This is a genomic window from Citrobacter freundii complex sp. CFNIH4, from assembly GCF_002934505.1.
Classification (GTDB): Bacteria; Pseudomonadota; Gammaproteobacteria; order Enterobacterales; family Enterobacteriaceae; genus Citrobacter; species Citrobacter freundii.
In genome coordinates this window covers 1,280,074-1,302,351 of the sequence record NZ_CP026231.1, presented here as the reverse complement: position 1 = coordinate 1,302,351, position 22,278 = coordinate 1,280,074, and the positions used below count along the sequence as shown (strand labels likewise).

Annotated in this window: 20 protein-coding genes; 12 read left to right on the top strand and 8 right to left on the bottom strand. The window is 52.4% G+C overall.

The window, feature by feature from the left end; translation table 11 throughout:
• The first annotated feature begins 28 nt into the window (after positions 1-28).
• Genes C2U41_RS06555 through potD form a run of 7 tightly spaced genes read left to right on the top strand, consistent with a single transcriptional unit; the run spans position 29 to position 5,354 of the window.
• Positions 29-1,669 carry a hypothetical protein gene (locus tag C2U41_RS06555; RefSeq protein WP_233901290.1) on the top strand — a complete coding sequence of 547 codons (1,641 nt, stop codon included), beginning with the start codon at positions 29-31 and terminating at the stop codon, positions 1,667-1,669.
• Positions 1,666-1,899 (top strand): hypothetical protein, encoded by a 234-nt coding sequence (locus tag C2U41_RS29295; protein ID WP_146051403.1) that lies wholly within the window; start codon positions 1,666-1,668, stop codon positions 1,897-1,899. Before C2U41_RS06555 ends, C2U41_RS29295 begins: the two co-directional genes overlap by 4 nt.
• A 60-nt stretch (positions 1,900-1,959) precedes the next feature.
• On the top strand, positions 1,960-2,223 hold the full coding sequence (locus tag C2U41_RS06550) for an excisionase (protein ID WP_103849019.1): 264 nt from the start codon (positions 1,960-1,962) through the stop codon (positions 2,221-2,223).
• Positions 2,198-3,316 carry a phage integrase Arm DNA-binding domain-containing protein gene (locus C2U41_RS06545; protein ID WP_103849013.1) on the top strand — a complete coding sequence of 373 codons (1,119 nt, stop codon included), beginning with the start codon at positions 2,198-2,200 and terminating at the stop codon, positions 3,314-3,316. Before C2U41_RS06550 ends, C2U41_RS06545 begins: the two co-directional genes overlap by 26 nt.
• Complete coding sequence (locus C2U41_RS06540; protein ID WP_104427096.1) at positions 3,295-3,504, top strand: hypothetical protein; 210 nt, start codon at positions 3,295-3,297, stop codon at positions 3,502-3,504. Before C2U41_RS06545 ends, C2U41_RS06540 begins: the two co-directional genes overlap by 22 nt.
• Positions 3,501-4,280 carry a spermidine/putrescine ABC transporter permease PotC gene (gene potC, locus C2U41_RS06535; protein ID WP_003030794.1) on the top strand — a complete coding sequence of 260 codons (780 nt, stop codon included), beginning with the start codon at positions 3,501-3,503 and terminating at the stop codon, positions 4,278-4,280. The genes C2U41_RS06540 and potC overlap by 4 nt, the downstream gene beginning before the upstream one ends.
• Positions 4,281-4,307: 27 nt before the next feature.
• On the top strand, positions 4,308-5,354 hold the full coding sequence (gene potD / locus C2U41_RS06530) for a spermidine/putrescine ABC transporter substrate-binding protein PotD (protein ID WP_103849020.1): 1,047 nt from the start codon (positions 4,308-4,310) through the stop codon (positions 5,352-5,354).
• A 99-nt stretch (positions 5,355-5,453) separates the two neighbouring features.
• Here potD and cobB read toward each other — a convergent pair whose 3' ends face one another.
• From cobB to lolC, 5 genes are all read right to left on the bottom strand, one after another.
• A complete protein-coding gene (gene cobB, locus C2U41_RS06525; RefSeq protein ID WP_003030799.1) occupies positions 5,454-6,275 on the bottom strand; it encodes a Sir2 family NAD+-dependent deacetylase in 822 nt (273 codons plus the stop codon).
• Between the two features lie 15 nt (positions 6,276-6,290).
• The gene (gene nagK / locus C2U41_RS06520) at positions 6,291-7,202 is read right to left on the bottom strand and encodes an N-acetylglucosamine kinase (RefSeq protein ID WP_003030802.1); all 912 of its coding nucleotides are present in this window, start codon (positions 7,200-7,202) and stop codon (positions 6,291-6,293) included.
• An 89-nt stretch (positions 7,203-7,291) separates the two neighbouring features.
• Positions 7,292-8,536 (bottom strand): lipoprotein-releasing ABC transporter permease subunit LolE, encoded by a 1,245-nt coding sequence (gene lolE, locus C2U41_RS06515; RefSeq protein WP_103849014.1) that lies wholly within the window; start codon positions 8,534-8,536, stop codon positions 7,292-7,294.
• A complete protein-coding gene (gene lolD, locus C2U41_RS06510; RefSeq protein WP_003030805.1) occupies positions 8,536-9,237 on the bottom strand; it encodes a lipoprotein-releasing ABC transporter ATP-binding protein LolD in 702 nt (233 codons plus the stop codon). The genes lolE and lolD overlap by 1 nt, the downstream gene beginning before the upstream one ends.
• The gene (gene lolC / locus C2U41_RS06505; protein ID WP_003030806.1) at positions 9,230-10,429 is read right to left on the bottom strand and encodes a lipoprotein-releasing ABC transporter permease subunit LolC; all 1,200 of its coding nucleotides are present in this window, start codon (positions 10,427-10,429) and stop codon (positions 9,230-9,232) included. The genes lolD and lolC overlap by 8 nt, the downstream gene beginning before the upstream one ends.
• Before the next feature lie 261 nt (positions 10,430-10,690).
• Here lolC and C2U41_RS06500 point away from each other — a divergent pair, with 261 nt between their 5' ends.
• The 3 genes from C2U41_RS06500 (at position 10,691) to ldtC (ending at position 16,435) form a co-directional block, all read left to right on the top strand.
• Positions 10,691-11,755 carry an acyltransferase family protein gene (locus C2U41_RS06500; protein WP_003846719.1) on the top strand — a complete coding sequence of 355 codons (1,065 nt, stop codon included), beginning with the start codon at positions 10,691-10,693 and terminating at the stop codon, positions 11,753-11,755.
• 118 nt (positions 11,756-11,873) lie between these two features.
• Positions 11,874-15,320, top strand: coding sequence for a transcription-repair coupling factor (mfd, locus tag C2U41_RS06495; protein WP_032936145.1), 3,447 nt, complete (start codon positions 11,874-11,876; stop codon positions 15,318-15,320).
• 149 nt (positions 15,321-15,469) lie between these two features.
• The gene (gene ldtC, locus C2U41_RS06490; RefSeq protein WP_048241193.1) at positions 15,470-16,435 is read left to right on the top strand and encodes a L,D-transpeptidase LdtC; all 966 of its coding nucleotides are present in this window, start codon (positions 15,470-15,472) and stop codon (positions 16,433-16,435) included.
• An 85-nt stretch (positions 16,436-16,520) separates the two neighbouring features.
• Here ldtC and bhsA read toward each other — a convergent pair whose 3' ends face one another.
• Entirely contained in the window at positions 16,521-16,778 is a 258-nt protein-coding gene (gene bhsA / locus C2U41_RS06485; protein ID WP_003030810.1) for a multiple stress resistance protein BhsA, read from the bottom strand.
• Between the two features lie 243 nt (positions 16,779-17,021).
• Here bhsA and comR point away from each other — a divergent pair, with 243 nt between their 5' ends.
• On the top strand, positions 17,022-17,657 hold the full coding sequence (comR, locus tag C2U41_RS06480) for a TetR family copper-responsive transcriptional repressor ComR (protein ID WP_016149993.1): 636 nt from the start codon (positions 17,022-17,024) through the stop codon (positions 17,655-17,657).
• 254 nt (positions 17,658-17,911) lie between these two features.
• Complete coding sequence (locus C2U41_RS06475) at positions 17,912-20,092, top strand: TonB-dependent siderophore receptor (RefSeq protein WP_032936147.1); 2,181 nt, start codon at positions 17,912-17,914, stop codon at positions 20,090-20,092.
• Positions 20,093-20,149: 57 nt separating this feature from the next.
• Here C2U41_RS06475 and C2U41_RS06470 read toward each other — a convergent pair whose 3' ends face one another.
• Both C2U41_RS06470 and ndh read right to left on the bottom strand, forming a co-directional pair.
• On the bottom strand, positions 20,150-20,689 hold the full coding sequence (locus tag C2U41_RS06470; RefSeq protein ID WP_032936150.1) for a glycine zipper 2TM domain-containing protein: 540 nt from the start codon (positions 20,687-20,689) through the stop codon (positions 20,150-20,152).
• A gap of 168 nt (positions 20,690-20,857) precedes the next feature.
• Positions 20,858-22,162: an NADH-quinone dehydrogenase gene (gene ndh / locus C2U41_RS06465; RefSeq protein ID WP_003030815.1), complete on the bottom strand. Its 1,305-nt coding sequence runs from the start codon at positions 22,160-22,162 to the stop codon at positions 20,858-20,860.
• Positions 22,163-22,278: the final 116 nt, after the last annotated feature.

The window sequence follows — 22,278 nt, the reverse complement described above, 5'->3', positions numbered from 1 at the left end:
AGCAAAAAATAAATCCGCGGCACAGGTGATGTTACACGGAATTTTCCTGCAATCCGCGCCTGAACTTGCTGATGATTATTTCAAACCAAAGGTGTGGGAGGATGGCGAAGGCATCCCGCGCCCGGAGCTTATGGGGGTATTAACCCCTGATTTTTTCTCTGATGAAATAGTCTGGAATGCTGAAACAGGCAAACCTGAGCGCGTGCTGGTTGAGCCTGAACTTGCCGATGATGGCAATCAGATGATCGAAGGACAGACTGAAGAAAAAATGACGGCAGTTAAGCCGCTGCCAGCCAACTATCGCGCCGCCAGCCTGGTGCTGTTTGGGCCAGTTGAGGAAATCACAGCGACACAATACGGTCAGATTATGGATCTGGTTAATGATGAAGATAGCAGTCAGGCCCGCGAACTGATGGAAGCCATCTCCCGCGAACCTCGTGTGCTTGCACTGCTGCCGGAACGCCAGGAAGAACTGCTGGCGCATCTGCGCGCAACCGTCAAAGAAACAGCGCAATGGACCGATATCAAAAGGCCGATTAATAAATGGCTTGATACTCCGCCAGTAAAACGCGATGAGAAAAAACCAGGCATGAGCGAACTTGCTACCAGGCTGCGCTATCGCACCGCCATGGGCAAATTATCCCGCTCCATGGATTTCGACGTATGCAGTCCCCCTGTTGGCATTGAAATGCGCATCAATACCATGCTGTGCAGTAAAGATGTCGAGATTGATGACTGGTGTGCGCCATTTTCACGTACACCGGGTATTCATGATTATCACCCGGCGTCCATCGTGGCCATCATCAAAACCGCTGATGAAAAACTTCATATTTACCCTGGCGAACTGCGCCAATACATCGATAGCTGCATTGCGGGTTTTGACTGCGTTAATCCACCACAACTGGTCATTGATATTGCCTGCGGACGTACGTCTGCCCCGCTGCCACAAAAAAAAGATGGAGCAAAATCTGATGGTAAAACCGAACAGACGTTACAGGACGAAAATTTACCGCCAGCTGTCTGCCCGGCTCGCGCTGCAGAACTCGACAGGGAACTGGATGCAGCATTTGCCAATAGCGCCTCAAATGAGGGCGAAAAAACGGAAGTGACCGAACAGGAAGACTACCGGCAACTTCTGGATGCTCATGAAATTGAGATTGCCCACGCGCTGAACGATCTGCTTTCCGGACGTACCGACATTATGGGTAAAGAAGAAGCGGAAGGCGTTGTGACATGTACCGGTCATATTATCGCTGACATTCTTCCTCTGCTGATCATCGATATTGCCACCACTGAATTTTGTCTGTCGCCCAATTTCAGCGACGAAGAAGTTCACGATGTCGCAACGACAATTCTTGATAGCTGGTCTGATGATGCTGCCGTACGTCAGAAAATCGCCCTCGATGCGATCGTGGAATATCGTCGCCCGGAACCTCCAAAACCAGTGGTGATGGATCCTCCCGTGGTTACCATTAAGCCGAAAAAGGAACCAGAAACAGTATCTGCGCCAAAACCTGAACCGATGGCCCTCACCTACCGCCAGCAACTGACGCTCGCAGCTCTGCAGGGGATGTGTGCAAACCCGGCATACCGCGGCGATTTCGACGAATTGCCGCACATGGCCGCAGCGTTGGCCGCTGGGGTTATAAGTGCGGAGGCGGAGCAGTGACAGAGAATTTAACCGGCGATGAAGCCCTGATCCGTTCTCCGCACGTCTGTGATGACGGGCGAGACTGGACAGCAAGACTCGTGTGGATGATGGGGGATCGTAAGCGTATTAGCGAACATGCCCATTCTTTACCACCACCGCTACCGCAAATCGTAAAGCCAACGATAAAGCCTAAAGTCAGGAAAAAACGGCGCCGGGTTAAACCAGTGGTAAACCTGACTGATTTTTGATAATCAACCTGCGCCAGCCGTTGCGCGTATTGTAATGGCTGGCTATCGCGAGTGATGGCTATGAGTGAACAATTTCTGATACCGCTGACGGAATGGAAAACCGGTCGCTTTGGTTTTTCCATAACGAATACCACTCTGGTGAAATATGGCAAGTTGGGATACATAAACCCAAAGCCTGAAAAAATATGCGGTCGCTGGTGCGTTGATCGCAATGCCGTGTATGTTGGCCCAGGTGCTGTCGGCGTGGCGCCAGAAATTCACGATGACGATGATGATGCGTTAAAGGAGATCCTGGATCATGTCACCAAGGCCACGAAAAAATAGCATATCTATACCCGGGCTTTATGCCCGGTTTGATCGCCGCACCGATAAAACCTATTACCAATATAAAAACCCGGTGACCGGAAAATTTCACGGACTTGGTACCGATAAAGTCAAAGCAGAAAAGATAGCATCCACTGCCAATCAGCGACTGGCAGCAGCTGAGGCTGATTATTTCCTGAAGAAAATAGACGAAAGACCATCATCAAATAGGGCTCGTGGGATCAGTTTACAGGCGTGGATTGTTCGCTATGAAAAAGTGCAGCGTACCCGCGTAGATAACGGCGATTTATCAGAAACCCGACTCAAAGAAAAAATGAGAATGGCTAATCTTTTAGTTGGCCGACTTGGCAATCATCCGTTGCGTAGTTTGGAGGTCAGGGATTTCTCCCTGATACTGGAGGAATGGCTTGATAAGGGGCAGACAAGCACCGCACTAAATAACCGTGTGGTATGGGTGGATATATATCGCGAAGCGCAACATGCCGGCGAAGTTCCTCCGGGCTGGAATCCTCCGGAGGCGACGCGCAAACCGGTACCGAAAGTAACCCGTGCCCGACTTAGCATCGAGGACTGGAGATCCATATTCAATGTTACCCCTGAAGGGCATTACAACAGGAACGCCATGCTTCTCGCTCTGGTTACTGGCCAGCGAAGAGAGGATATTGTCAGAATGAAATTTTCCGACGTGTGGGACGATCATTTGCATGTCATTCAGGGTAAGACTGATATGCGCCTGGCGCTACCACTGTCACTTCATTGCGATGCAGTGGGCATGACACTGAAGGATGTGATTGCACGTTGCCGGGACAGAATAGTAAGTCCCTACCTGATTCACAGTCGGCAGCAGAAAAAAGGCCAGCCAATGAGCAAAGATAATCTGAGTGATTATTTTGCGGTTGCCCGGGATCTGGCAGGGGTTAATCCACCGGCAGGAAAAACGCCAACCACATTCCACGAACAGCGCTCTTTATCTGAAAGGCTATATCGCGCTCAAGGGATCGATACTAAAACGCTGCTTGGTCATAAAGTGCAGGCAACAACAGATCGCTATAACGATACTCGCGGCCAGGAATGGGTAAAGCTGGTCATTTAAATGGGCATTTTTTTCCGATCACCTGGAAAATTGTTGTAAAATTCGCGGCCTTAGTGATGGTCGCTTATTTTTTGGCTGTCTGTTTTGGTGGGAAGTTTTGGAGAGATTTTGGAGAAGAGAAAAAGTTGATTATTTTCAATGCTCTGAAAGCATCACGCCTTCTGAACAAGAAGGTGGAACTCGAATGATCGGTCGACTGCTCCGCGGCGGTTTTATGACCGCTATCTACGCGTATCTGTATATTCCAATCATCATTCTGATTGTGAACTCCTTTAACAGCTCGCGCTTCGGCATCAACTGGCAGGGTTTTACTACCAAATGGTACGGCCTGCTGATGAATAACGACAGCCTGTTGCAGGCGGCGCAGCACTCGCTGACGATGGCTGTGCTATCCGCCACGTTTGCCACCTTGATCGGCTCACTCACTGCGGTTGCGCTGTACCGCTACCGTTTTCGCGGTAAACCGTTCGTCAGTGGTATGCTGTTCGTGGTGATGATGTCGCCAGATATTGTGATGGCAATATCTCTGCTGGTGCTGTTTATGCTGATCGGCATTCAACTGGGTTTCTGGTCGCTGTTGTTCTCACATATCACTTTTTGTCTGCCTTTTGTGGTGGTGACAGTTTACTCACGCCTGAAAGGTTTTGATGTACGCATGCTTGAGGCTGCTAAAGATTTGGGTGCCAGCGAAGTAACTATTCTGCGCAAGATTATACTGCCACTGGCTATGCCTGCGGTGGCTGCAGGTTGGTTGCTGAGCTTTACGCTGTCGATGGATGATGTCGTCGTTTCGTCCTTCGTTACCGGACCGGGTTATGAAATTCTGCCATTAAAAATCTACTCAATGGTCAAAGTCGGTGTATCACCAGAGGTGAACGCGCTGGCGACCATTTTGTTGGTTCTGTCGCTGGTTATGGTGATCGCCAGCCAGCTTATTGCACGTGATAAAACCAAGGGCCGCTGAGGCCCTTAATTCAGGGGACGTTAAATGATGAAAAAATGGTCACGCCACCTGCTCGCGGCGGGTGCTCTGGCACTGGGCATGAGCGCCGCTCACGCGAATGACAACAACACGCTCTATTTCTATAACTGGACCGAGTATGTCCCGCCAGGGCTGCTGGAACAATTCACCAAAGAGACCGGCATTAAGGTTATCTATTCGACCTACGAGTCGAACGAAACCATGTACGCCAAGCTCAAAACCTATAAAGAGGGCGCATACGATCTGGTGGTTCCGTCCACCTATTACGTCGATAAAATGCGTAAAGAAGGCATGATCCAGAAGATCGACAAGTCGACGTTGACCAACTTCCACAACCTCGATCCGGAAATGCTCAACAAGCCGTTTGACCCGAACAATGACTACTCCATCCCGTATATCTGGGGTGCGACGGCCATTGGCGTAAACAGCGATGCTATCGATCCGAAAACCGTCACCAGTTGGGCCGATCTATGGAAACCGGAGTACAAAGGCAGTCTGCTGTTAACGGATGATGCGCGTGAAGTGTTCCAGATGGCGCTGCGCAAGCTGGGATACTCCGGCAATACCACCGACCCGAAAGAGATTGAAGCCGCCTATAACGAGCTGAAGAAACTGATGCCTAACGTCGCGGCGTTTAACTCTGACAACCCGGCCAACCCGTATATGGAAGGTGAAGTCAATCTGGGGATGGTATGGAACGGCTCCGCGTATGTTGCGCGTCAGGCAGGTACACCGCTGGAAGTGGTATGGCCTAAAGAAGGTGGCATTTTCTGGATGGATAGCCTGTCTATTCCGGCTAACGCGAAAAACAAAGAAGGTGCGCTGAAGCTGATTAACTTCCTGCTGCGCCCGGACGTGGCGAAAGAAGTTGCGGAAACTATTGGTTATCCGACGCCAAACCTGGCAGCACGTAAGCTGTTAAGCCCTGAAGTCGCAAATGATAAAACCCTGTACCCTGACGCAGAAACCATCAACAAAGGGGAATGGCAGAACGACGTCGGTTCCGCCAGCGCTATCTATGAAGAGTATTATCAGAAGCTGAAAGCAGGACGCTAATTGCCCTCCTCTTAGGCCGGATAAGACGCGCCAGCGTCGCATCCGGCGCATCATCACTGCCCGATGGCGCTGCGCTTATCGGGCCTACGCCATCCGTGTTCACAGACCTTTCAATAACTTCTCAACAAACTCTGGCACCACCTGGCTTGCCGGACCGTAATACTTCTCTTCAAACTCGCTGCCAACCTGGCTCGGTTCGAGATTTAGTTCTACCGTATGTGCCCCATGCAGCCGTGCCTCATGCACAAAACCCGCAGCCGGATAAACATGTCCCGATGTGCCAATCGCAATGAATACATCCGCCATTGCCAGCGCCATGTAAATTTCATCCATGCCCAGCGGCATTTCACCAAACCACACCACGTGTGGTCGCAGCGGTGCCGGAAATTGACAGCAGTGACATTTATCTTCCGGGGTCACATCGTCCTTCCATTCCAGAATCTGCCCGCTTTGCGAGCAGCGAACCTTGAGCAGTTCGCCGTGCATATGGATAACGTTCTGGCTGCCCGCACGCTCATGCAGGTTATCAATGTTCTGCGTCACCAGTAAAAAACGGTCGCCCAGTTCGGCTTCGAGTTTTGCCAGTGCGATATGCGCCGCGTTGGGCTGGATTTCTGGCTGTTGCAATTGATGGCGACGGGCGTTATAAAACGACTGAACCAGTTCCGGGTTTCGACTAAATCCTTCCGGAGTCGCAACGTCCTCAACCCGATGTTCTTCCCAGAGACCATCCGCCGCGCGGAAGGTTCGAATTCCTGACTCAGCAGAGATTCCCGCTCCCGTCAGTACCAGCACTCTTGGTTTTTCCATCAATTCAGGCACCACTCTGTCTCTGAAAAAGATTCGTTGACGCAGGCGATCGCGCAAATGGCGTTTATTTTTACGAAAGCGGCTTAACCGATGACCCCGACGCGACAGCATAACAACCTCTTTGTATTAATCGGTAAGATGTAGGAAAGCAGCCCCGCGCATCCCGCCGGCATCACCGTGCCGTGCCTGCTCAATACGCGGTACCCGGGCAACTGGCAACAGATGACGTGGCAGTCGGTCCGTCAGTTGCGTCGTAATAGCGGTAAAATTCGACAAGCCTCCGCCAATCACCACCAAATCAGGATCGACGATAGTCAGGATATTCCCAAGACACACCGCCAGCAAATCCAGATAGCGTTCAACGTGTGCACGCGCATGTTCATCGCCCTGCTCCCACAACGCGATAATTTCACGGGCATCCAGCGGTTGATGGTAGTAATGCTGATACAACCACGCAAATCCACCGCCGGAAAGATAGCTTTCGATGCATCCCAGTTGGCCGCATCCGCAGCGGCGCAGCGGGAAATCAAAGCCCATCAGCGTCAGCGCATCAACCGGCAAACGAATATGACCAAACTCGCCGGTGATATAGCTGCGTCCGGTGATGGATTTCCCGTTAAGCACCAGGCCGCCGCCAACGCCCGTACCGAGGATCAACCCCATCACCAGCGGATATTGGGTAAACTCGTCATCCCAGGCTTCGGAGAGAGCAAAACAGTTCGCATCGTTATCCAGACGCACATCGCGGTCAAGGCGAGCGCTAAGATCGGCGCGGAGCGGTTTGCCACTGGCGGCAGGAACGTTGGCCGCGTACAACGTGCCGTCTTCCGTTTCCGGCATGCCAGGAATCCCGATACCGACCGAACCTTTGATACCAAAACGCTGGTCAGCTTCCGTCACCAGATTGCAGACCGCATCAAGGAAAGCGTCGTAGCTGTCGCGAGGTGTAGGGACGCGAGTTTCCCATTGCAGACGACGTTGCTTATCAAACACGCCCAGCGCAATTTTGGTCCCGCCGATGTCAAATCCGTAATACATCACCGCTCCTTGATACACGTCATCCTTCAAGATGCCTCTGCGTTGGCTACGCCTTGATGCAGCATGAATGCTGTCGTGTATTATTGTTGTTATTGGCCGCTAAGTACTCTCGCAGGATCAATATTGCTGGCGCGACGCGCCGGATACCAACTTGCCAAAAGACTCAGCACGAGTGCTGTCACCAGCACGTAAATCACATCCAGCCAGTGTAATTCCGATGGCAGGAAGTCAATGAAATAGATATCGCCGGACAGGAACTGATGACCGATAAGCGCCTCGATTCCGTTGATGATCGGCGTCAGTTGCAACGAGACAACCACCCCGATGACGACGCCTATCAGGCTACCAAACAGACCCGCCAGCAGGCCGTACCAGACAAAAATGGCACGGATCAACCCATCTTTCGCCCCGAGGGTTCTTAATACCGCAATATCGCCGCTTTTGTCTTTTACCGCCATCACTAACGTGGAAACGATATTAAAGCAGGCCACACCAATCACCAGCACCATCGCCAGATACATAATGGCGCGAATCATCTGGATATCGCGATACATATAGCCGTAAGTACCGATCCAGCTCTTAATATAAACATAGTTATTGGTCACTTCGCCCGCGTCCCGCACCAGCTTATTGGCGTTAAACACGTCGTTAACTTTCAGCGCAATCCCGGAAACGCTGGTTCCCATATCCAGATATTGCTGCGCATCTTCCATTGGGATCATGGCAAAGCTGTGATCGAGTTGGCCGCTCAGTTGCAGGATCCCAGTAACGTGTAAACGCACGCGTTTGGGCTGCTGTAACTTATGATCCGCGCTGGCGTTAGGGATCATAATCGACACCCAGTCGCCCTGCTTCACTTTCAGCGCATCGGCAATACCCTTACCAATGATGATTTGTTGTTCACCGGCTTTAAAATTATCCCAGGCGTGGTTTTGCACGAAAGATGGCAGTGCGCTTAAACGCTGTTCCTGTTTTGGGTCAACGCCCTTCACCTGCACCGCGCGTAAGTTCGCCCCGCTCTCTACCAGTCCGGTAAAGTTGATATAAGGCGCCGCGGCGACAATACCCGGCACTTTTTGTACTTTGTCGAGCGCTTCCTGCCAGTTATCCCACGGCTGATTTACGGCTTCAATCTCTCCGTGTGGGACTACGGCCAGAATACGGTTGTTCAGCTCACGCTCAAATCCGTTCATGGCACTTAAACCAACGATCAACACCGCCACACCCAACGCGATGCCAACGGTGGAAATCACAGATATCAGCGAAACCATACCGCCGCGCCGCCGACCACGGCTAAAGCGCAGACCAATCAATAACGATAAAGGCGAAGCCATTACTCAGCTCCCATCAGGCTCAGTTCAGCCGTCAGGCGACCATCGCGCATTTCAAGCTGGCGGCTCATCCGCTTCGCCAGTTGCAGATCGTGCGTCACCACCAGAAATGCCGTGCCCTGAGAGCGGTTCAGCTCGCCCAGAAGCTCGAAAATGCTATCCGCGTTACGCGCATCCAGGTTACCCGTTGGCTCATCCGCCAGGACCAGACGCGGGTTATTCACCAGCGCACGAGCGATGGCCACACGCTGGCGTTCGCCGCCAGACAGTTCAGACGGGCGATGACTGGCACGATGATCCAGTCCTACGGCTTTCAGCATATCCCGTGCGCGCTCGGTTATTTCAGCCGGTTTTTTCTTGCCGATCAGCAGCGGCATCGCTACGTTTTCCAGCGCGGTAAAGTCCGGCAGTAAATGGTGGAACTGGTAAATAAAGCCCAGCTTCTGATTGCGCAGTTCCGCTTTCGCCGCCGACGAGAGCTTGCTCATCGGCTGACCGCTAAAAATCACGTCGCCGGAAGTCGGCGTATCCAATCCGCCCAGCAGATGCAGCAGCGTACTCTTTCCGGAGCCAGAGCTGCCGACAATCGCCATCATCTCACCTTCGCCGACGCTAAAACTGACATCGTGCAGGACATCGGTCTGCACAGTGCCTTCCTGATAGCGTTTGCACAGGTTGTCGCATTGCAACAGGATCTTATTCATAACGTAAAGCCTCAGCGGGTTGAGTGGCGGCAGCGCGCCAGGAAGGATAAAGCGTAGACAGCAGCGCGATGGCCATCGCCACCAGCGCAATGACGATAACCTGCAGCGGCTCGATAGCGACCGGCAGCGCCGCGCCATCCAGCAGCACACCAATAATTGGCATTAAATTGTTCAGTTGACTGGCGAGCAATGCGCCCAGCACCGCGCCAAGCAGCGCGCCGATAATCCCGGCACTGGCCCCCTGAACCATAAACACCATCATTATCTGACGCGGCGTTAGCCCCTGCGTTTGTAGAATCGCCACTTCCCCTTGCTTCTCCATTACCATCAGACCCAGCGAGGTAATAATATTAAAAGCCGCCACAGCCACGATCAGGCTAAGCAGTAGCCCCATCATGTTCTTCTCCATGCGCACGGCCTGGAACAGTTCCCCTTTGCGCTCGCGCCAGTCCTGCCATTTGGTGCCCTGCGGCAGCGTTTGCTGGCTCAGCGTATCAACTTTTAACGGTTCGTTCAGCCACAGACGCCAGCCGGTAATATTGCCCACCGGATAGCGCATCAGGCGGGAAGCATCCTGAATGTTGGTTAGCATCTGGTAGCCGTCTACTTCGCTGTTGGCGGCGAAGGTGCCAATCACCGTAAACAGACGCTGGCTCGGCAAACGTCCCATCGGCGTAAACTGGCTGGCCGAAGGCACCATCACGCGAATTTGATCGCCACGGTTCACGCCCAACTGCCCGGCAAGCTGCTCGCCGAGGATGACATTATACTTACCCGGTTGCAGATCTGTTTGCTTCACATTGACCAGATACGGCGTTAACGGATCTTTTTGCGCCGGATCGATACCGAGCATCACGCCGACCGCCACGCTACGCGCGCTTTGCAGCACCACATCTCCCGTAGTTATGGGTGCAACTCGGTTGACGCCGTTCAACACCACCGCTTTTTCCGGCAGTTGTTGCGGGTTGAGGGAACCCTGTTCAGACGAGAGGACGGCCTGAGGCATCAGGCCAAGAATATTGTTTTGCAGCTCGCGCTCAAAACCGTTCATCACCGACAACACCGTGACCAGCGCCATCACCCCGAGGGTAATGCCAATGGTGGAGAGCCAGGAAACGAAGCGACCGAAGCGATCTGCTGCACGCCCACGCATATAACGCAGGCCGATGAATAGAGCGACAGGTTGGTACATGAAATCCGTCTGGTTGCTGTTAGCAAAGTCACGAGTATATAAGCGAAAGCGGAATGGGTAAATGACTGAACCGTAAGTGTTCGTCAGCACTATTCCTAAAAGTATAAATAAATCAATTCGCTAAAGTTGTCCGTCTTCCCTTCCATCCTGGTCCCTGATCTTTATCTTAAAAAATCAAAATGCAGACAGTTACGCATTACAGCGCACAGCGGGTTGCGCAGGATGGCAGGCTATAATCAACAATATGGATACGCCGTCTCGATGAATAAAAAAGAACTATGGATTAATCAAATCAAAGGGTTATGTATTTGTCTGGTGGTGATTTACCACTCGGTAATCACATTTTACCCTCACCTCACTACTTTTCAGCATCCGCTTTCAGAGCTGCTGAGCAAATGCTGGATTTACCTCAATTTGTACCTGGCGCCGTTTCGCATGCCGGTCTTTTTCTTTATTTCGGGATATCTGATCCGTCGCTACATTGATAGCGTCCCGTGGACCACCTGCGTGGATAAACGGATCTGGAGTATTGCCTGGGTGCTGATACTCTGGGGTGTGGTGCAATGGCTGGCGTTAGTGACGCTCAATAACTGGCTGGCCCCACAGCGCGATCTGAGCCATGCTGCCAACGCCGCTTATGCTGGTTCGATCGCAGGTTTTACCCACGGGATGCTGACCGCCAGTACCAGCTTGTGGTATCTGTACGCGCTGATTGTCTATTTTGTTCTGTGTAAAATTTTCAGCCGCTGGGCGGTGCCGCTGTTGGCGTTATTTGTGGCGCTGAGCGTGGCGATCAACTTTGTCCCGACGCCGTGGTGGGGAATGAACAGCGTGATTCGCAATCTGCCCTGGTACAGCCTCGGTGCATGGTTTGGCGCAACGCTGATGGTATGGATTAAGGAGGTGCCCCTGCGCCGCCATGCGCTCATTGTTCTGGTTAGCGCAATCGCCGCCATCGTCGCATGGCTGGCAAATGTCTCACTTTTACTTTCTCTTCTTTCCATTGTGCTGATCATGAAGCTGTTTTATCAATTTGAGCTGCGCTTTGGTATGCGTGAGTCCGGCCCGTTAAGCGTGATTGGTGCCAATACCATCGCCATCTACACCACCCACCGAATTCTGGTTGAGCTATTCAGCTTAACGCTAATCCCCAACATTAATCATGCCGCCTGGCCTGCATATGCAGAGCTGGCCCTGCTGTTGGTGTATCCATTCGCCTGCCTGCTGCTGTGCACCTTGTTTGGCCTGTTGGTGCGTAAAATTTCACAAAAAACAGTGGCCGACCTGCTCTTTTCCCCACCTTCTTTATCGGTCGTTTCGCGCTAACCCCAACGCGCTTTTTGCCCCCATCAGGGGGCGAATCAATTTGCTTATGAGAAACGATCACGGATAATAAAGAACATTGCTTATCAGATGTATATCTAAACGAGAACCTGACAACCGAATGCCTGAACAACATCGTTACACGCTCCCAGCGAAAGCTGGCGATCAGCGCCAGTTGGGTGAGCTTACCGGTGCCGCCTGCGCAACGCTGGTCGCCGAAATCGCCGAACATCACGCCGGTCCAGTGGTGCTGATCGCGCCGGACATGCAAAATGCTTTGCGCCTGCATGATGAAATTCGTCAGTTTACCGACCAGATGGTGATGAACCTGGCCGACTGGGAAACGCTGCCCTATGACAGTTTTTCTCCCCATCAGGAGATTATCTCTTCGCGTCTCTCTACGCTGTATCAACTGCCTGCCATGCAGCGAGGCGTACTGATCGCTCCGGTAAATACCCTGATGCAGCGTGTCTGTCCGCACAGCTATCTGCACGGGCATGCGCTGGTCATGAAAAAAGGTCAGCGGCTTTCGCGCGACGCCCTGCGCGAACAGCTGGATAGCGCTGGCTATCGCCATGTTGATCAGGTCATGGAACACGGCGAATACGCCACGCGCGGCGCGTTGTTGGATCTGTTCCCGATGGGCAGCGAGCTGCCTTATCGTCTGGATTTCTTTGATGACGAAATCGACAGCCTGCGTCTGTTTGATACCGACACCCAGCGCACGCTGGAAGAAGTCGATGCCATTAATTTGCTTCCCGCGCACGAATTCCCGACTGACAAAACAGCCATCGAGCTATTCCGTAGTCAGTGGCGCGATACCTTTGAGGTTAAACGCGACGCCGAACATATTTATCAGCAGGTCAGCAAAGGCACGTTACCTGCGGGTATTGAATACTGGCAACCGCTGTTTTTCAGCGAGCCGCTGCCGCCGCTGTTCAGCTACTTCCCCGCCAATACGTTATTGGTCAATACCGGTGATATCGAGACCAGCGCAGAACGCTTCCAGGCCGATACCCTGTCACGCTTTGAAAATCGCGGTGTTGATCCGATGCGCCCGCTTCTGCCGCCGGAATCGCTGTGGCTGCGGGTTGATGAGCTGTTTTCTGAACTTAAACGCTGGCCGCGCGTTCAACTGAAAACCGAGAGTCTGGCGAACAAAGCTGCGAATACCAACCTCGGGTTCCAGAAGCTGCCGGACATCGCCGTGCAGGCACAGCAAAAATCACCGTTAGATGCGTTACGTAAATTCCTTGAGGGCTTTACCGGCCCGGTGATTTTCTCGGTCGAAAGTGAAGGCCGACGTGAAGCGCTTGGCGAGTTGCTCGCTCGTATCAAAGTGGCACCGAAGCGGATATTGCGACTCGATGAAGCCGTAGATAACGGTCGTTATCTGATGATTGGCGCAGCTGAGCACGGCTTCATCGATAGCAAACGCAATCTGGCACTGATTTGTGAAAGCGATTTGCTTGGGGAACGCGTGGCGCGTCGCCGCCAGGATTCGCGTCGCACCATCAACCCGGATACCTTAATTCGTAACCTTGCAGAGCTGCATCCCGGTCAGCCGGTAGTGCATCTGGAACACGGCGTGGGTCGCTATGCCGGGATGACCACGCTGGAAGCGGGCGGTATCACCGGTGAATATCTGATGCTCACCTATGCCAACGATGCCAAACTGTACGTGCCGGTGTCGTCACTGCATCTGATCAGCCGCTATGCAGGCGGTGCAGAAGAGAATGCACCGCTGCATAAACTGGGCGGCGATGCCTGGTCACGCGCCCGACAGAAAGCCGCTGAGAAGGTGCGCGATGTCGCGGCAGAGCTGCTGGATATTTATGCCCAGCGCGCGGCGAAAGAAGGCTTTGCCTTTAAGCATGACCGTGAACAGTATCAGCTGTTTTGCGACAGCTTCCCGTTTGAAACCACGCCTGACCAGGCGCAGGCGATCAACGCTGTACTCAGCGATATGTGCCAACCTCTGGCCATGGACCGCCTGGTGTGCGGTGACGTCGGTTTTGGTAAAACCGAAGTCGCGATGCGCGCCGCTTTCCTTGCCGTAGAGAACCACAAACAGGTTGCCGTGCTGGTTCCGACTACCCTGCTCGCACAGCAGCACTTCGACAACTTCCGCGATCGTTTTGCCAACTGGCCGGTACGCATTGAGATGTTGTCCCGTTTCCGTAGCGCCAAAGAGCAAGCGCAGATTCTGGAACAGGTTGCCGAGGGGAAAATTGATATTCTCATCGGCACGCACAAACTGCTGCAAGCGGATGTGAAGTTAAAAGATCTGGGTCTGCTGATTGTCGATGAAGAGCACCGTTTCGGCGTTCGCCACAAAGAACGCATCAAGGCGATGCGTGCGGATGTCGATATTCTGACCCTGACGGCAACGCCTATTCCGCGTACGCTCAATATGGCGATGAGCGGCATGCGCGATCTGTCGATCATCGCCACGCCGCCCGCTCGTCGTCTGGCGGTCAAAACCTTCGTGCGCGAATACGACAGCCTGGTGGTACGCGAGGCGATCCTGCGTGAAGTTCTGCGCGGGGGACAAGTTTATTATCTGTTTAACGACGTCGAAAATATCCAGAAAACCGCTGACAGATTAGCAGAACTGGTGCCGGAAGCGCGTATTGGTATCGGCCACGGGCAAATGCGCGAGCGCGAGCTGGAACGCGTGATGAACGATTTCCACCATCAGCGTTTTAACGTGCTGGTGTGTACCACCATTATCGAAACCGGGATCGACATTCCGACCGCAAACACCATTATCATCGAACGCGCCGATCACTTTGGTTTAGCGCAATTGCACCAGCTACGCGGTCGTGTGGGACGCTCACACCATCAGGCGTACGCCTGGCTGCTGACGCCGCATCCAAAAGCAATGACCACCGACGCGCAAAAGCGTCTGGAAGCCATCGCTTCGCTGGAAGATTTGGGTGCAGGATTTGCGCTGGCGACCCACGACCTTGAAATTCGCGGCGCCGGGGAACTGTTGGGTGAAGATCAAAGTGGTTCCATGGAAAGCATCGGCTTCTCGCTGTATATGGAGCTGCTGGAAAACGCGGTCGATGCGCTCAAAGAAGGGCGTGAGCCGTCACTGGAAGATCTCACCAGCCAGCAAACCGAAGTTGAATTGCGTATGCCTTCTCTGCTGCCGGATGACTATATACCGGATGTTAACACCCGACTATCGTTCTACAAGCGCATTGCCAGCGCGAAAGGCGAAAACGAACTGGAAGAGATTAAGGTCGAGCTGATAGATCGTTTTGGCCTGCTGCCCGACCCGGCCCGTACGTTGCTGGATATCGCTCGTTTACGCCAGCAGGCGCAGAAACTGGGGATCAGAAAGCTCGAAGGTCATGACAAAGGCGGTACCATTGAATTTGCCGAGAAAAACCACGTCAACCCGGTCTGGCTGATTGGTTTACTGCAAAAACAACCGCAACACTTCCGTCTGGACGGCCCAACCCGACTGAAATTTATGCAGGATCTGGGCGAGCGTAAAACGCGGATCGACTGGGTCCGCCAGTTTATGCGTCAGCTTGAAGAAAACGCCGTAGCATAGTGAACAGGCCGGGTGAGCACACCACTCACCCGGCCTGATGAATTTACAAACTCTTTGCACTTCCCTGCACTTCCAGACACAGCAAACCGCCATAATTCTCGTTTACTTTTACATAATAAAAACCACGTAAAAACAATGGATTTATGGTGATGTTAAACAATAAACGACTCTCTCGCTGGCTCGCGTTTTTTACGCTGGCAGCGACCTTCGCGTTAGCACTTCCGGCTCAGGCAAACACCTGGCCGCTGCCACCGCCGGGAAGCCGTCTGGTGGGCCAGAATACCGTTCACGTTGTTGAAGATAATGGCGGTTCTCTGGAGGCGATTGCGAAAAAATATAATGTCGGCTTTTTAGCGCTGCTGCAGGCCAACCCCGGCGTTGATCCTTACGTACCACGTCCGGGCAGCGTGCTGACTATTCCATTACAAACTCTGCTACCTGACGCCCCGCGCGAAGGTATTGTTATCAACCTCGCCGAACTGCGTCTTTATTATTACCAGCCGGGGACCAATTCGGTGACCGTTTATCCTATTGGTATTGGTCAGTTAGGTGGTGACACGCTGACGCCTACGATGGTAACCACCATTTCTGATAAACGCGCCAACCCCACCTGGACGCCGACGGCAAATATCCGCGCGCGATACAAAGCAAACGGAATTGACCTGCCTGCCGTTGTACCTGCCGGTCCGGATAACCCGATGGGCCATCATGCAATTCGCTTAGCGGCATACGGCGGCGTTTATCTGCTGCACGGCACCAATGCTGACTTTGGCATCGGCATGCGCGTCAGTTCCGGCTGTATTCGTCTGCGCGACGGTGATATCGAAACCCTGTTCCGTCAGGTAACGCCCGGAACTAAGGTCAATATTATCAATACGCCGATCAAAGCATCCGTTGAGCCTAACGGCGTGCGGCTGGTAGAAGTGCATCAGCCGCTGTCCGAAAAAATCAATGACGACCCGCAACTGTTGCCAATCGTGCTGAACGCGTCCATGCAGACATTTAAAAATGCGGCGCAAACAGATGCCGCCGTCATGGATCATGCGATGGAGATTCGCTCAGGCATGCCGGTCGATGTGACCCGTCATCACGACGTTGCTCAACAGCCGCTGTAAACTCCGCACATAAAAAACCCCCGCTGGATTTTATTCCGCGGGGGTTTTTTATTTAACTCGCAGTGGCATTGCGATGGGTTAAATCTTATTTGTAGATAACAGCAGTCCCATGAAGGGTGTTAGGACCGGTAACGGAAGTAATACGGAAAGACTTCGCACCCATCTCATCGGCTTTCTGCGCCAGTTGATCTTCCAGTGAACCTAAGTTAGTCCCCGCATTCGCAGAAATAGTACCGACTTTCTCTTGACCCGCAGGTGTGGACTGAACTTCAACAGCGGCGAAGCTTGCAAATGACAGTGAGCTAAGAACAGCAGCAACAAACAGGGTTTTTACGTTTTTCATGATAGTGACCTTTAGCAGATGAATGGGTGTCGAAAAGATTAACTTAACGATCGATAGGTAAATCATAGATGTGATCCAGGTCACGCGTCAATACTTTTTTATAATGATCGTTATATAAAATATAAAGGTCTTATTTTTCATGACAATAGCTATAATTTATTTTTATCGTGAATCCGCTGGAGTGTGCAGTCGAATATTTTTATAATGGTTATTCAATAAACCCAACAAAGGTACATCGGCGCCATGACAACTGAAACGACAGGTTGTGCAAAAAAAAGCCGTGGCCGACCAAAAGTGTTCGACAGGGAAGCCGCGCTTGATAAGGCCATGACACTCTTCTGGCAGCACGGATATGAAGCGACCTCGCTCGCCGATCTCGTAGAAGCTACCGGCGCAAAAGCGCCCACGCTGTATGCGGAGTTCACCAATAAAGAAGGGTTGTTCCGTGCCGTGCTGGACCGCTACATCACCCGCTTTGCGGCGAAACACGAAGCTCAGTTGTTTTGTGAAGAAAAAAGCCTTGAGTCCGCACTGGAAGACTATTTCACCGCCGTAGCGACCTGCTTTACCAGCAAGGACACCCCGGCGGGATGTTTCATGATTAACACTTCTGCGACGCTGGCAGCCTCTTCCCGCGATATTGCGCACACGGTGAAATCCCGCCATGCAATGCAGGAACAGACGCTTACTCAGTTTCTTCATCAGCGTCAGCAACGAGGTGAAATCCCCGCCTACTGTGACGTGCAAAAACTGGCTGAATACCTGAACTGTATTTTACAAGGTATGTCGATCAGCGCCCGTGAAGGTGCAACGTTTGAAAAACTGATGCAGATCGCACGTACCACCCTGCGGCTGTGGCCCGAACTCGTCAAAGCTTAACCCTTTCCCGCAATTCCCCCACTGTACTAACACCCCCGGGAGCTGATAAAGCCCCCGGTTAGATTCCCGTTCCATTGCCCCTACATTTCTCATTGTTTTCATCGTGTTATCCGATCATTTTTGTAAAAGGTATTGATAACGACAATTGTTATCAGCAATATTCGCATTTGTTTTAATGCCTGTTTCACAATGTAACCATCGGTTTCTCTACCGCCATAACAAAAACAGATCGACTCTTTTTAAAAGGAATACAAATGAATAAGCGTCTCTGGGTGCTCAATCCTCTCCTGTTGTCTTTAACCCTCCCGGCCATTGCGGCTGAGGAAGAGAACCTCATCGTCAGCGCCAACCGTAGCCAACGCACCGTGGCAGAAATGGCGCAAACGACCTGGGTTATTGAAGGAAGCGAGATTGAACAACAGGTTCAGGGGGGGAAAGAGTTCAAGGATGTTCTTGCTCAGTTAATCCCAGGAATCGATGTCAGTAGCCAGGGGCGTACAAACTACGGCATGAACATGCGTGGTCGCGCCATTGTCGTGCTCATTGACGGTGTCCGTCTGAACTCCTCGCGAACCGACAGCCGTCAACTTGACTCCATTGACCCGTTTAACATTGCGCACATTGAAGTCATTTCAGGCGCAACCTCACTTTATGGCGGTGGCAGTACCGGCGGATTAATCAACATCGTCACCAAAAAAGGCCAGCCGGAGCGTGAAGTAGAACTCGAACTGGGGAGCAAAAGCGGCTTCAACAACAGTAACGATCATGATGAACGCGTTGCCGCGGCGGTGAGTGGAGGAACCGATCGCGCTTCCGGGCGTATGTCCGTCGCGTATCAACGATTTGGCGGCTGGTATGACGGTAATCACGATGCCCTGCTACTTGATAATACCCAAACCGGGCTACAGCACTCCGATCGTCTGGACGTGATGGGCACCGGGACGATTGAACTTGACGACAACCGTCAGTTGCAACTGGTTACACAGTATTACAAGAGCCAGGGGGATGATGATTACGGGCTGGATCTCGGCGAGAACATGTCCGCCGTGACCGGAAACGGTAAAGCTTATACCAGCAGCGGACTGAATTCCGATCGTATTCCCGGCACCGAACGTCATCTGATCAGCCTGCAATATTCAGATGCGGATTTTTTCGGCCAGAACCTGGTCAGCCAAATCTATTACCGCGACGAATCGCTGAAATTCTATCCTTTCCCGACACTCAGCAAAGGTAAGGTCACCAGTTTCTCCGCATCTCAGCAGGACACAGACCAGTTTGGCGCCAAAATTACCCTCAACAGTCAGTTGATGGATAACTGGGAGCTGACGTGGGGTCTCGATGCCGATCACGAGACCTTCGATTCCAATCAGAAATTCTTCGATCTGGCCTGGTCCCTGCCCTCCGGCGGCATGGATAACCGCACCGCTTATACCACCGGGCGTTACCCCGGTTACAGCATCACCAACTTCGCGCCTTTCCTGCAAAACAGCTATGACATTAACGACATCTTTACCCTCAGCGGCGGCGTGCGCTATCAATGGACCGAAAACAGGGTTGATGATTTCGTTGGCTATGCTCAACAGCAGGGAATCGCGACCGGGCTTGCGAACTCTGCCGATACCATTCCGGGCGGCAAAACCGATTACGATAATTTCCTGTTCAACGCCGGTATCCTCGCCCATCTGACTGACCGTCAGCAAACGTGGTTTAATTTCTCTCAGGGCGTGGAGCTTCCTGATCCAGGGAAATATTACGGTAACGGCACCTATTCGCTGGTTGGCGATCATTACCAGCTCCAGCGCAGCGTCAACGTGGCGGATTCACGTCTGGAAGGGATTAAAGTTAACTCGTACGAACTGGGATGGCGCTACACCGGCGATAGTCTGCGCACGCAACTGGCCGCTTACTACTCGACTTCGGATAAATCGATCGTTATCAACCGCAGCGATATGACCATTAACGTTCAACCCGACGATCGCCGCATTTATGGCCTTGAAGGCGCGGTGGATTATTTCATTGCTGATACGGACTGGAGCCTGGGCGGCAACTTCAATGTTATTAAATCGGAAGTGAAACAGAACGGTAAATGGCAAAAATGGGATGTGACTCTGGCCTCACCGTCGAAAGCAACCGCATGGGTCGGCTGGGCACCAGAACCGTGGACCTTGCGCGTACAGAGCCAGCAAACATTTGATCTGACCGACGCCAGCGGCAATAAGCTGGATGGCTATAACACCATGGACTTTATCGGCAGCTATCAGCTCCCGTTGGGTAAGCTGACCTTTAGCGTGGAAAACCTGCTGAATGAAGAGTACACCACGCTATGGGGACAACGTGCGCCACTGCTGTACAGCCCAACCTACGGCAGTCCGTCACTGTATGAATACAAGGGCCGGGGCCGCACCTTTGGTCTGAACTATGCTTTAACCTTCTGATAAAAAAAGCCCCCCAGCCTGAGCGAATGGGGGGCTAATGTTCAGGATAATGCTATTTTACGCTTTGTTATTCAGTATCAACTGTCCGTTGTTATCCAACGGAATTTGCGCGCCGGGGTCCTTATCCATACGGATTTTCCCCTGCTGATCGCCAATTTTGTACGTCACGTCGTAGCCCAGCATCTTTTCAGATTTGTCATACACCGTTTTACAACGCTGCTGCGTGGTGGTGTAAGTATCGTTTTCCTGCATCGAACCCTGAATCTGATTACCTGCATAGCCGCCGCCTAAAGCCCCGGCCACGGTGGCAATATCTTTACCACGTCCGCCGCCAAACTGATGGCCAATAACGCCACCCGCAACCGCACCCAATACGGAACCCGCAATACGGTTTTCATCTTGAACCGGCTTACGGTGCGTGACAGTTACGTTCCGGCACTCCTGACGCGGTGTTTTTACCGACTCTTTAATCGGTGTTGCAGAGACAACTTGCGCATACTGTGGGCCACGCTCGAAAACGTTCAGACTGGCCACTGCTGCAACACCCAGCGCAGCAGCTACGCCAATCCCTATACCCGCCAACATTGATTTATTCACGGGACTTCCTCCTTTTTTGCTATTAGCAACAACTTTGCAACAGAAGGTAAGGAATGCCAATCAGATTACGGATGAAAATAGCAGGATGAGGCACGAACGCAGGATGATTCGGAGAACTCTGAAGGAAGGCGCCGGATGCGTAAAATCATCCGGCGCCACAAGTCGATATTAATGCAGTTTCAGACGCGGGCGAATCACCCGGTTGATACTGCCGACCAGCATCATCAGGCCGGTTTTGAAGTAGCCGTGTAAAGCAATCTGGTGCATGCGGTACAGTGAGATGTATACAAAGCGCGCAATACGCCCTTCCACCATCATCGAACCACGGGTCAGGTTGCCCATCAGGCTACCCACGGTAGAAAAGTTAGAGAGCGAGACCAGAGAGCCGTGATCTTTGTACTGATACGCTTTCAGTGGCTTGCCGTTCATCTGTGCCAGAATATTGTTCATCGCACAGGTCGCCATCTGGTGTGCTGCCTGAGCGCGCGGAGGCACAAAACCCCCTTCCGGGCGCGCGCAGGAAGCGCAGTCGCCAATCGCGTACACGTCAGGATCGCGCGTGCTCTGCAGAGTTGGCTCAACCACCAGTTGGTTAATACGGTTCGTTTCCAGACCGCCAATGTCTTTCATAAAGTCTGGCGCTTTGATACCCGCCGCCCACACCATCAGGTCGGCTTTAATGTATTCGCCATCTTTGGTGTGCAGTCCGCCTTCGTCAGCGCTGGTAACCATCGTCTGGGTCAGTACGCGTACGCCCAGTTTGGTTAACTCATTATGCGCAGCACCGGAAATACGCGGCGGCAACGCAGGCAGAATGCGCTCGCCAGCTTCCACCAGCGTAACGTTCAGCGCATCGTTGGTCAGCCCTTTGTAACCATAGCTGTGCAGCTGTTTTACCGCATTGTGCAGCTCAGCGGAGAGCTCAACCCCCGTCGCACCACCGCCCACAATGGCGATATTCACTTTTCCGTTAGCGCCCAGATTCGCGGAATACTTCAGGAACAGATTCAGCATCTCCTGGTGGAAACGACGCGCCTGATGCGGGTTATCGAGGAAAATGCAGTTTTCTTTCACGCCAGGAGTGTTGAAATCGTTGGAGGTACTTCCCAACGCCATCACCAGCGTGTCATACGGCACTTTACGCTCAGGAACCAGCAGATCCCCTTTCTCATCGCGCAGCTCAGCGAGAGTAATGGTCTTCGCTTCACGATCGATATCTATCACCGAACCTAACTGAAACTGGAAGCCATGGTTACGGGCATGTGCCAGATAGCTCAGCGCATCCACGCCTTCATCCAGTGAACCCGTCGCCACTTCATGCAGTAACGGTTTCCACAAGTGACTGTGGTTTCTGTCTACCAGTGTGATTTTGGCCTTTTTCTTACGCCCGAGTTTTTTACCCAACTGCGTCGCCATTTCCAGTCCGCCAGCACCGCCGCCGACAATCACGATCCTTTTCAATGGTGTAGTCAACGTGACCCCCTCAAATTTATTAACCAATTGTTAATTAACAGTTATTGATATAGCTCTTAATTAACAACAAGTTACAGTAATGAAAATGTTCTTCGAGAGTGAGAATAACACGAACG